4 protein-coding genes and 1 pseudogene are annotated in these 9857 nt (G+C 70.8%); 4 read left to right on the top strand and 1 reads right to left on the bottom strand.

Annotation, left to right across the window (positions count from 1 at the left end; all coding sequences use genetic code 11):
- From ACWEKM_RS44490 to fxsT, 4 genes and pseudogenes are all read left to right on the top strand, one after another.
- A pseudogene (locus ACWEKM_RS44490) lies at positions 1 to 1371 on the top strand (hypothetical protein); the annotation flags it as partial.
- 91 nt (positions 1372 to 1462) lie between these two features.
- Positions 1463 to 1741, top strand: coding sequence for a hypothetical protein (locus ACWEKM_RS44485; protein WP_451627015.1), 279 nt, complete (start codon positions 1463 to 1465; stop codon positions 1739 to 1741).
- Positions 1738 to 3054 (top strand): aKG-HExxH-type peptide beta-hydroxylase, encoded by a 1317-nt coding sequence (locus ACWEKM_RS44480; protein WP_451627014.1) that lies wholly within the window; start codon positions 1738 to 1740, stop codon positions 3052 to 3054. Before ACWEKM_RS44485 ends, ACWEKM_RS44480 begins: the two co-directional genes overlap by 4 nt.
- Positions 3055 to 3131: 77 nt before the next feature.
- On the top strand, positions 3132 to 6134 hold the full coding sequence (gene fxsT / locus ACWEKM_RS44475) for an FxSxx-COOH system tetratricopeptide repeat protein (RefSeq protein ID WP_451627013.1): 3003 nt from the start codon (positions 3132 to 3134) through the stop codon (positions 6132 to 6134).
- A 290-nt stretch (positions 6135 to 6424) separates the two neighbouring features.
- On the opposite strand, the gene ACWEKM_RS44470 is transcribed toward fxsT, so the two are convergent.
- Positions 6425 to 9857: multifunctional oxoglutarate decarboxylase/oxoglutarate dehydrogenase thiamine pyrophosphate-binding subunit/dihydrolipoyllysine-residue succinyltransferase subunit (locus ACWEKM_RS44470; RefSeq protein ID WP_451627012.1), on the bottom strand; the 3433-nt coding region annotated here is incomplete at its 5' end.

The raw sequence follows: 9857 nt of genomic DNA, 5'->3' as shown, positions 1-9857 counted from the left end.
GCCGGCACGGCGGCGGTGCGCGCGGCCGGCCGGCGCGCCCCGTTGCTGCGGGACGCCGTCGACGACCTCGCCGCGGCCCACGCGGCGGCACCGGCGGACACCACCGAGCAGGCGGAGGCGGCCCTCGAACTCGCCGCGTGCCGACGGGAGCTGTGGAGGCTGACGGGGGAGTCCGAGCAGCTGTCGGCGGCAGCGGCGGCACTGGACCCACGGCACGCACCCTGGCCCGGTGTCGCGGCCGGGGCGCGGGCGTGGGCCGAGTCGGTGCGGCAGGGCGGGCCGCGGGAGCCGGACGGCGGGGCGCCCGCCTCGGTCACCGCCCACCGGGCCCGGCTGCTGCTGCGCGGGCGCCTGCTGCTGGATCTGGGCCGTCCCGGGGCGGCCGTACCCGAACTGCGCGAGGCGTGCGCGCTGTTGGAGACCGGACAGGCCGCCGCGGCGGTGCGCAGCCCGGCGCTGCTCGACCTCGCCCGGGCGCTCGGGGCCGCGGGAGCCGAGGACGCCGAGACCCGTGCCGCCCTGGTGGCGGCCGAGGGGGCCGCGGGCGAGGACCCGGAGCTGCGGCTGCCCTGCCTGGCCGCGCGGGCCGCGTTCCATGACGTGGCGGGCGAGGCCGCCGAGGCCGACGAGGCGTACGAGACGGCCGTCATGCTGGCGCCGCCCTACAGTGACCGGCGCTGCGAACTCCTCACCGCCTGGGGCGAGTCGCTGCTGCGGCGCGCGTCGGCGGGGGACGGCGCGCGGGTCGTGGACCGGGCCGAGAACGTGCTGCGCGAGGCGCTGAAGTCGCTGCCCGCGCGGTCGGCCCAGCGCGGTCGGCTGCAGGGCCTGGTGGGCAGTGCGCTGGCCCAGCGGTTCCGCCATCTCGGCTTCCTGCCCGACCTGTTCGAGAGCAGACATCTGCTGGGGCAGGCGGTACGGGCGGCGGCCGACGCCGCCGTGCGGGCTGAGGTGTGGCTGCAGCTCGGCCGGGTCCGGCTCGAAGGCTGGTACCGGGCCGGGGCGCCGGTCCTGGTGGACGCCCTCCAGGCGTACGAGAACGCCGAGCGCGAGGCCCTGGCCGCGTACGGCGCCGATCCCGGCTCGGTGGCCGCGGCGCGGGCGCGGCACGGCTCGGGGTCCGTGCTCGCCCTGATGGACCGCCCTCGTGCGGCCCGCGCGGCCTACCGGGCGGCCCGGGACCAGTGGCAGCGGTTGGTGGGGGCGCTGCGGGAGGTCGACTGGGCGGACGTGGAACTGACGCGGCGGCTGGAGGAGCAGGCGCGGTCCGGGGCCGAGCGCACGCCGGAGGAACAGTGGCACGCGGTGGCGCCGCCGTGGTGGCCATGGACGGCAGACTGGGCGAACTTGACCGAACGCGACCGAAGTTGATCGGAGTCGGGTTTCTGTCCCCGGCCTGTCGGGAAGGAGTGGGCAGCCAGTGCGGCTGCGCGGGGCGGGCGTGGGCAGGGAGGAGCCGAGGGTGGGGGAGCAGAGGAACGGGGCGTTCGGTCCGGGCGACGAGGTCGCATGGACCGCGCTCCTGCCGGACCTCACCGGTGTCGACCTGCGGACATTGCGTGCCATGGACGATCCGGGGCTGATCGCGGCCGTCGACCACGTCCTGCGCGGCTCCGTCGACTTCCAGGAGGTGTGGTACAGCGAGACCGACCCCGAGCCTGTGAGCCCGGGAGGAACAGGTGGGCGTCAGTTTTCGGCCGGACTTGTCGATGCCGCCCGCGGCGAGGACCAGAGGGAATGACCCGGACACCGGTCTCTTCCGAGGTCTTCACGGCGCTCGCAAGGACCCGGCCCGGACCGGCGGCAACGGCGGCACTGCGTGTCGCACTCCACGCGCGTCGCATGCTGCTGGTGAAGGCGCTCCTCGTCAAGGTCGAGCAGCGCGGCGCGACATCCGTGGCGGCCCGCCGGCGCTTCGACCAGGACTGGGCGTTCCTGGCGCGGGCCGAACGGACCGACGCCGCCGCGGTGCGTGACGTCCTCGACTATCCGATGACCGGCGCCTGGCTCAGCGAGGCGCTCACCGCGCCGGCCGGAGCCGCCTTCGAGGGACATCTGGGCCACCTGGGGGGTGTGGCGGTCGCGGCCGCCGTTCGCGCGGGCTGCGGGTTCGACGGCTGGGTTCCGGCACCGTCGGGCGCACTGCGGCTACCGGGCCTCGGTGTGCTGCGGTGCCCTTCCGGCCGGGCCCGCCTGAGCCACACCGCGGGGCTGACACGGATCAGCGACGACCAGGGGCACAGCCACGTCACGCTGCGAAGCTCGGTGGCACAGGACCCCATGGCACAGGACCCCATGGCACAGGATTCGGGCGCGTCTGACGAAGCCGGTGGCGGACCCGGTTGGTCGGCGCTGCGTACGCTGCCCGGTAGCACCGTCGTCCTCGATGACCTCGACCCGTACCGAGTGCCCCCGCACGGCATAGGGCCAAGAGCCCTGCACGCCGTCGAGCGTCCGTACTGTCCGCACCGGATGTGGGCGCGCCGATGGCGCGTGGCCTGCGAACTCCTGTCGTCGATCGATCCGGGGCGCGCCTTCGAGATCCGGACCGTGCTGCGTGCCGTGGTACCGCTGGCACCCGCGGTGCGCGGACGGGCCGGTGCCATGGGAGCCACGCTCCGGGCCGCCCCGGGCGCCGCGCTGACCCAACTGCCCGCCGAATCATGGGAGTTGGCGGAATCGCTGGTGCACGAGACCCATCACACCAAGCTGGCCGCCCTCGACGAGCTCGTTCCGCTGTGCCGCCCCGGTGGCGTCGGCACACACCGCGTGGGCTGGCGTCCTGACCCCCGGCCCGTCCCGGCCGTGCTCCAGGGCGCCTATGCGCATCTCGCGCTCACCGATCTGTGGTGGCGGGCGCGTCATGCGTCACTGGCTTCACCCGCATGGCAGCGTCGGGCCGGGCAACGGTTCGAGGCGTACCGAGATGATGTCGGCGAAGCCTTGTCCATACTGCTTGAATCCGATGAACTGACGTTGGCCGGCAGAGAGTTCGTTGAGGAGATGGGCAGGCATCACGCCGGTCTCGGTGTGACCGCCCAAAAGTTCTCATGACACTCCGTCGGCACAAGAGTGCTTTGCGTTAGCGTGTGGCGCGAGAGTGCGGCAGACGCGGGAACAGGGAGTGTGCGATGGCGGGACAGCGGCGGTCGGGCGACGAGGGTGCGGTGCCATCCGAGCGCGTCCTGGTGGTCTTCCCGGGCTACCATCGCTCGTGGGCGACATGGATCGCCCAGTGCCTGGAGAGCCACGGACACGAGGCCACTCTGCAGCGCTGGGACCCGCCGCGTGAGGTCACGCTGGAGGACTCGCTCGGCGATCTGCTGCTGTCCTCCGGGCCGGTCCTCCTCGTTCTCGACGACTGGTTCTTCGAACTGGGTCCGCGTCCCGCCGGCGAGTGGAACGACATCCTGCGCGGTTTCGTCGCCGCGCACTCCGATCGGTTCGCCGCCGTCAATCTCACCAACCGGCCGCTTCTTCCCGCCACCGCGGTGCTGGAACCGGCCAGCCTGTGGGGACTGAGTGAGCAGGCGGCGGAGGACCGTCTGCTCAGGCGGCTCGGCCTGGAACGCCGTCGCGTCCCGAAGCCGCTCGCCAACCGGGCCCGCTACCCCGAGACGCGGTGCGAGATCTGGGGCGAGGTCCCGCGCCGCAACCCGCGGTTCACCGGCCGCGACGACCTGCTGACCAGCCTGCACCAGCGCCTTGCCGACGCCGAGCGCGGCGCCGCCGTGTGCACCCTGCTCGGCATGTCGGGCATCGGCAAGACCCAGCTCGCCGCCGAGTACGCGCACCGCTTCAGCCCCGACTACGACGTCGTCTGGTGGGTCAACTCCGACGACCGCAACATCCAGCGCGACCGCCTCGGCGAACTCGGGCTGGAACTGGGCCTGAGCATGGGCAATGAACCCGGTGAGCGCATTCGCGCCACACGTGAGGCACTGCGCCGCGGGGAGCCGTACACCCGCTGGTTGGTGATCTTCGACGGCTGGGACGACACGGACGGGGTCAACACACTGATTCCGCAGGGCCCGGGGCACGTCCTGATCACCTCCCGCAACCGCGGCTGGAGCGAGCACACCGACATCCTTGAGATTCCCGCCTTCCTGCGTCCGGAGTCCACCGCCTATCTGCTGCGGCGGGCTCCGCACATCACCGGACAGGAGGCGGACGAGGTCGCCGCCGAGTTCGGCGACGTGCCGCTGCCGCTGGTGCAGGCCGCCTCCTGGCTCGGTGAGTCGCGCATGGAGGTACCGGAGTATCTGCGCATGGTGCGCGAGCGCAGACTCTCCACGGTCGACGAGCCGGTCGTCGGCGACGGCATCCTCCAGTCGTCGATGACTTCCTGGTCGATACTGCTCAACCGGCTGCGCAACGCGCAGCCGCAGGCCATCGACCTTCTGGGCCTGTGCACGTCGTTCGCGCCCGGCCGGATCCCGATCGGTCTCATCCGTGCCTACCCGCAGGTCGAACTGCCCGAGGAACTGAGGTGGATGGTCACGGACCTGCCCGCCTGGACCCGGGCCCTGGACACCCTGGTCAACTACTCCGTGCTCACCCGTGAGACGCGCGGACCGGTGGGCGCCGAGATGGGTCCGCACCAGGAGTCGGTGCACATGCACCGGCTCGTTCACGACATCGTCTCCAAGCTCACCGGCGAGGACGACCGGAACATCCACCGAAGGGCAGTCCGCACGCTTCTCGCGCAGGCTGATCCCGGCAATCCCCTCGACAGCAGGAACTGGCCCCGCTACGCCGAACTGCTGCCGCACCTGGAGCCCTCGGGAGCACTGAGCAGCACCCAGACCCGGGTGCAGGAGACGACTCTGAACTGCCTTCGGTACTGCCTGCGCAGCGGGGAGTTCAAGAGCGGGCTGGACCTCGCTCAGCGGATCCGCGACCACTGGTCGCAGTTCATGGACCCGCTGGCCCAGCCGATGCTCGATCTCACCACTCAGGAGGGCAACATCCTGCGGGCCGACGGCCGGTTCCGCGAGGCGTACGAACTCGACCGGGCCATCCAGACACGGCTACAGGCCGCCGAGCCGCGGATGGAACTCGCCGAACTCTCCACCAAGGGCGCCATCGCCGCCAGCCTGCGCCACCTCGGCCGATACGACGAGGCACACACCTTGCAGCAGGAGGTTTTCGACAGCTACCTCCGCCTGCTCGGTCCGGACGAGAACCTCACGCTGATCGCCCGGCACAACCTCGGCGTCGGCCTCCGACGCCTGGGCCGGTACCAGGAGGCGTACGACCTGGACGTGGACAACCTCGCGCGGCGGGAGAACCTGTTGCGCGCGCGGCACATCACCACACTCAGCTCGGGGAACGCCGTCGCACAGGACCTGCGCTTCCTGGGACGTTTCCGTGATGCGCTGGCCCGCCAGGAACCCGTTGTCAGGCTCCATGTGCAGGTGCTCGGCGCCCAGCATCCGCAGACGCTGTCGGCCCGCGGACATCTGGTCATGTGCCGTCGCCGCGAGGGCAGCCAGCCCCAGGAGACGGGGCCCGAGATGGCAAGCCTCCTCGACCAACTGGCACAGGTGCACGGCCGCGGGCACTACCGCACCCTGGCGTTCATCACGAACTACGGAAACTATCTCAGGGAACACGGCGATCTGAACCAGTCCCGTGAGCTCATCGACGAGGCCGAAGCCGGTTACCGCGCCCTCCTCGGTCCCGCGCACCCCGTGGCCACCGGCATGGTCTCCAACACCGGTCTCGTGATGCAGGCCGCGGGTGAACGGGCCGAGGCCATGGCGATGTTCGAGGCCGCGCTGGCCGGCCTCACCGCCACGCTCGGCGCGGACCACCCCTGGGTTCTGGGCTGTGCCCTGAACGCCGCCAGCGGACGCAACTTCAACGGACGTATCGGGGACGCCGTGGTGCTGAGCCGGGACACCCTGCGCAGGGCACGGCACGTCCTGGGCCACGAGCATCCGCTGACCCTGTCCTGCCAGGTGGCGCTCGCCGCCGATCTCCGGGCGGCGGGGGAGCAGGAGGAGGCCGGAAAACTGGAGGAGGACGGTCTGCTCACACTGACCCGCACCCTGGGCGCCCAGCACTCGCACACCATCTCAGCCCGCCAACGCACCCGCCCCTACTGGGACTTCGAGGCATTCCTGGGCTGACCACACCACACGAGCCCCCGCCCCCCGGGACTTCGAGGCGTACCTCCCCTGAAGCGCCCCAACAGGGGCGCGGGGAACTGCGCAAGTACCCCCACGGCTCTGCATTCGCGCATGTTCCGCAACGGTCGGTCATGATCAGGCGATCAGGGGCGCGGGGAACTGCGCAACCACCCCCCACGGCCCCGCACCCGCGCACGCTCCGCAATCGCCGGCATGACCAGGCGAAGGGCCCGGCACCGAGCAAGAACTCGGCGCCGGGCCCTTCGATATCGGCTGAACCGCCGGAGGCCCTACGCCTCGAACACCTCACGCACCAACTGCTCCTGCTCCGCCTGGTGCCGCTTGGCCGAGCCGACCGCCGGGGACGAGCCGTGCGGGCGGGAGATGCGGCGCAGCCGCTCGCCGTGCGGGACGTCCGCGCCGACCGCCAGGTCCAGGTGGTCGATCAGGTTGAGGGCGATGAACGGCCAGGCACCCTGGTTCGCCGGCTCCTCCTGGGCCCACAGGTACTTCTCGGCGTTCGGGTACTTGGCGATCTCGGCCTGCAACTCGGCACCCGGCAGCGGGTACAGCCGCTCGATACGGATGATCGCCGTGTCGGTCACACCGCGCTTCTTCCGCTCGGCGTCCAGGTCGTAGTAGACCTTGCCCGCGCAGAAGACGACCTTCTTCACGGCCGCCGCGTCGACCGAGTCGTCGCCGATGACCGGACGGAACTGGCCGCTCGTGAACTCCTCCGCCTTCGACGACGCCGCCTTGAGCCGCAGCATCGACTTCGGGGTGAAGACGACCAGCGGCTTGTGGTGCGGGTTGTGCACCTGCCACCGCAGCAGGTGGAAGTAGTTCGACGGGAGGGTCGGCATCGCGACCGTCATGTTGTTCTGGGCGCACAGTTGCAGGAAGCGCTCCGGGCGGGCCGAGGAGTGGTCCGGGCCCTGGCCCTCGTAGCCGTGCGGGAGGAGCAGCACCACGCCGCTGGTCTGACCCCACTTCTGCTCCGCCGAGGAGATGAACTCGTCCACCACCGTCTGCGCGCCGTTGACGAAGTCGCCGAACTGGGCCTCCCACATCACCAGCGCGTCGGGCCGGGCCAGCGAGTAGCCGTACTCGAAGCCCATCGCCGCGTACTCGGAGAGCAGGGAGTTGTAGACGTTGAGGCGGGCCTGGTCCTCCGACAGATACAGCAGCGGGGTGTAGTCCGCGCCCGTCTCCCGGTCGATCAGGACCGCGTGGCGCTGCCCGAACGTACCGCGCTGCGAGTCCTGGCCCGCCAGGCGGACCGGGGTGCCCTCAAGGAGCAGCGAGCCGACGGCGAGCGTCTCGCCCATGCCCCAGTCGATCGTGCCGTCCTCGACCATGGCCGCCCGGCGCTGCAACTGCGGCAGCAGCCGGGGGTGGACGGTGACCCGGTCGGGGATGTTGACCTGGGACTCGGCGATGCGCTTCACGACCTCCGAGGAGACGGCCGTGGGGACCGCCACCGGGAAGCCGTCCTGCGGCTCCCGGACGTCCGCGGCGGCCGGCTGCGAGGTGGCCTCGCGGACCTCGGTGAAGACCTTCTCCAGCTGGCCCTGGTAGTCCTGCAGCGCCTGCTCGGCCTCTTCCAGGGTGATGTCGCCGCGACCGATCAGGGACTCGGTGTAGAGCTTGCGCACCGAGCGCTTCTTGTCGATCAGGTCGTACATCAGCGGCTGGGTGAAGGCCGGGTTGTCCGACTCGTTGTGACCGCGGCGGCGGTAGCAGATGAGGTCGATCACCACGTCCTTGTTGAACGCCTGGCGGAACTCGAAGGCCAGGCGTGCGACGCGCACGACCGCCTCCGGGTCGTCGCCGTTCACATGGAAGATCGGGGCCTCGATCATGCGGGCCACGTCCGTCGCGTACATGGAGGAACGCGAGGACTCGGGGGCCGCGGTGAAGCCGACCTGGTTGTTGATGACGATGTGGACCGTGCCGCCGGTGCGGTAGCCGCGCAGCTGCGACATGTTCAGGGTCTCGGCCACCACGCCCTGGCCCGCGAAGGCCGCGTCGCCGTGGATCGCCACCGGCAGGACCGTGAAGTCCGTGCCGCCCTTGTTGATGATGTCCTGCTTGGCGCGCGCGACGCCCTCCAGGACCGGGTCGACGGCCTCCAGGTGGGAGGGGTTGGCGACCAGCGAGACCTTGATCTGCTCGCCGTCCAGACCGGTGAAGGTGCCCTCGGCGCCCAGGTGGTACTTCACGTCGCCGGAGCCGTGCATGGACTTCGGGTCGAGGTTGCCCTCGAACTCGCGGAAGATCTGGGCGTACGACTTGCCGACGATGTTGGCGAGGACGTTCAGCCGGCCACGGTGGGCCATGCCGATGGCGACCTCGTCGAGCCGGGACTCGGCGGCCGAGTCCAGCACCGCGTCGAGCAGCGGGATGACGGACTCGCCGCCCTCCAGGGAGAACCGCTTCTGCCCGACGTACTTCGTCTGCAGGAAGGTTTCGAAAGCCTCCGCGGCGTTCAGCCGGCGCAGGATCCGCAGCTGCTCCTCGCGCTCCGGCTTGGAGTGCGGGCGCTCCACCCGGTCCTGGATCCACTTGCGCTGCTTCGGGTCCTGGATGTGCATGAACTCGATGCCCGTGGTGCGGCAGTACGAGTCGCGCAGCACGCCGAGGATGTCGCGCAGCTTCATCATCGACTTGCCGGCGAAGCCGCCGACGGCGAACTCGCGCTCCAGGTCCCACAGCGTCAGGCCGTGCTCGACGATGTCGAGGTCGGGGTGCTTGCGCTGGCGGTACTCCAGCGGGTCGGTGTCGGCCATGACATGGCCGCGGACCCGGTAGGAGTGGATCAGCTCGAAGACGCGGGCGGCCTTGGTGACGTCGTCGTCGTGCGAGGCGTCGATGTCCTTGAGCCAGCGGACCGGCTCGTAGGGGATGCGCAGCGCCTCGAAGATCTCGTCGTAGAAACCGTTCTCGCCGAGCAGCAGGTTGGCGACCTGGCGCAGGAACTCGCCGGACGCGGCGCCCTGGATCACCCGGTGGTCGTAGGTCGACGTGAGCGTCATGACCTTCGAGATGCCGAGCTTGTTCAGGGTGTCCTGGCTGGTGCCCTGGAACTCCGCCGGGTAGTCCATCGAGCCGACGCCCATGATGACCGACTGGCCGGGCATCAGACGCGGCACGGAGTGGACGGTGCCGAGGCCGCCCGGGTTGGTCAGGGAGACGGTGACGCCGGTGAAGTCGTCCATCGTCAGCTTGCCGTCGCGGGCACGCCGGACGATGTCCTCGTACGCCTGCCAGAACTCGAAGAAGTTCAGCGTCTCGGCCTTCTTGATGGCCGCGACGACGAGCTGGCGGTCGCCGTTGGGCTTGATCAGGTCGATGGCGAGGCCGAGGTTGACGTGCGCCGGCTTGACGAGGGTCGGCTTGCCGTCCTTCTCGCCGAACGACCAGTTCATCGACGGCATGGCCTTGATGGCCTGGACCATCGCGAAGCCGATGAGGTGGGTGAAGGAGATCTTCCCGCCGCGCGCCCGCTTCAGGTGGTTGTTGATGACGATGCGGTTGTCGAACAGCAGCTTCACCGGGACCGCGCGGACCGAGGTGGCGGTCGGCAGCTCCAGCGAGGCGTTCATGTTCTTGGCGACCGCCGCGGAGGGGCCGCGCAGCGTCACGTACTCGGGGCCCTGCGGGGCGGCGGTGGCCGGGGCGGCCTGCGCGGCGGGCTTCGCCGGAGCCGGAGCCGGAGCCGGA

Source organism: Streptomyces sp. NPDC004752, from assembly GCF_053601275.1.
The sequence above is the reverse complement of the archived record's forward strand: the minus strand, read 5'-3'. Positions and strand labels throughout refer to the sequence as shown.